This window comes from Mesorhizobium sp. M2A.F.Ca.ET.042.01.1.1, from assembly GCF_003997405.1.
Taxonomy (GTDB): Bacteria; Pseudomonadota; Alphaproteobacteria; order Rhizobiales; family Rhizobiaceae; genus Mesorhizobium.
In genome coordinates, this window is record NZ_RZRX01000504.1 from 1 (window position 1) to 1,910 (window position 1,910).

1 protein-coding gene is annotated in these 1,910 nt (G+C 66.4%); it reads right to left on the reverse strand.

Translation table 11 applies throughout. From position 1 onward, the window contains the following. Window positions 1–338: 338 nt before the first annotated feature. Window positions 339–1,910, reverse strand: a 1,572-nt coding sequence (locus EOA23_RS34250) for an EAL domain-containing protein (RefSeq protein ID WP_127307274.1), incomplete at its 5' end; no start/stop codon positions are given.

Here is a 1,910-nt window from a genome sequence, read left to right on the forward strand (position 1 = left end):
ACACCTCGTAGAACGGCATTCCATCCCTCCCGATCCAAGGATCGGGAAGTGTCCACGATGTCTCCGAACGCCTGTCCACCATCTCCCCAGTCTGTACACGCAACGCGGGGGAGAGGAACCCAGGCCGAGGCCGCGCCCGTTCGCGATTGGCGCTTCCTCGCCCCCATGAAATGGGGGAGAGGTGGCTCGGCGCGCAGCGCCGAGACGGAGAGGGGAGCGCCCTATCCGATTACGCACGACATCGGAGCGCTTTCCACCGCCCCTCCACGTCGGCTAACCCCTGCCCTGTCGCCGATCCTTGCCAGCCGAACTACGAAGAGTGCCTCTCCCCGCCTTTGTCAGGCGGCGTTGCCGCTGCGGGGATTGCGCAACGGCTCGAAAATAACCTCAGCGGCAGCCGCGTCGAAGGCGAGCGCGTCGCGCATCGGCAGTGCTGACGAGAACAGATAGCCTTGCGCGATCATGCAGCCCAGCGAGCGCAGGATCATGCGGTCGGCATCGGTTTCGACGCCCTCGGCCATCACTTCGATGCCGAGCGTGCGGCCAAGGCCGATCACCGCCTCGACCACGGCCTGGTCCTCCACGGATTTCGCCAGGTCGCGCACGAAATCCTTGTCGATCTTGATCTTGCGGATGCGGCTGTCCTTCAGCGACACCAGGGTCGAGAAACCGGTGCCGAAATCGTCGAGAACGATCGATATGCCGGCATCCGCCAGGCGCCCGACCTTTTGGCCGACCCGGTCGCGGTCGACCGGCGCTTCCTCGGTGATCTCGATCTCGAGCATCGCGGCCGGCACGTTCTTCGCCCTCAGCCCGTCGAGGATCATGTCATCGACATTGCCGGCCTCGAGCTCGCGCGGTGAAAGGTTCATCGCCACCCGCACATCCGGCCGACCCTGCCGCACCAGCTCTGCGATCATGGCGCAGCAATTGAGGAACACCGTTTCGGTCAGCAGCGAAAGCAGGCCGGTCTCGCGTGCGGCGGTGACGATCTCGGGCGGCGAGATGGCGCCATGGACCTCGTGCTGCCAGCGCAGCAGCGCCTCGAAGCCGACCACCGCGCTGGTGTCGAGCCGCACCAGCGGCTGGAACCAGCAGCAGAGCGCGCCCGACTCGATCGCGCCACGCAGATCGCGCTCGATGCGGTTCCTGCGTTCCAGCGCGGCGTCGAGATCCGCGTCGAACAGGCAGTATTCGTTCCTGCCGCCGCGCTTGGCCGCATAGAGCGCGAAATCGGCCTTGAGCAGCATTTCCGTCAATTGCGGCTTGTCCGCCTGATAGATGCCGATCGAGGCGCCGACGCGCACCGAGTTCAGCTCCGGGTCCGGATTGGCGATGGCCGCGATGATGCTTGACCCAAGCTCGCCGGCCGGTTGCGGCGACCTGCAGGCGGAGAAGAGCAGCACGAACTCGTCGCCGCCGATGCGCGCGATCGTGGCGCCTTGCGGAGCGTGGTCCTCGATCCGGCGCGCAACCTTGACCAGCAGGCCGTCGCCGATGGTGTGGCCATAGGTGTCGTTGACGGATTTGAAGCCGTCGAGGTCGATCAGCATGGCCACGAACGGGCCGTCGGAAACGCCGAGGCCGGCGATTGCCTGCTCCAGCCCGGAGCGGTTGAGCAGGCCCGTCAGCGGATCGCGCCTGGAGTTGCGTTCCATCTCGGCGGCGAACTCGCGCGCCTCGTATTTGAGGCGGCTCGTCTCGCGGAAGCGGGATTGCCCCAGAAGCGCGCCTCTGATCATGCCGCCGAGGAACAGCAGGATGGTGAAGCCCAGCACGTCGTTCTCGACGCCGCCTTGGGCCAACACGCAGGCCGCGGCGGTGAGAAGCGGCAGCGTGATGAAGTTGATCGAGGCCGGCGCGTGGGAGGTACAGTAGGTGACCGAGCCGGCCGAGGTGCCGGCGAGCAC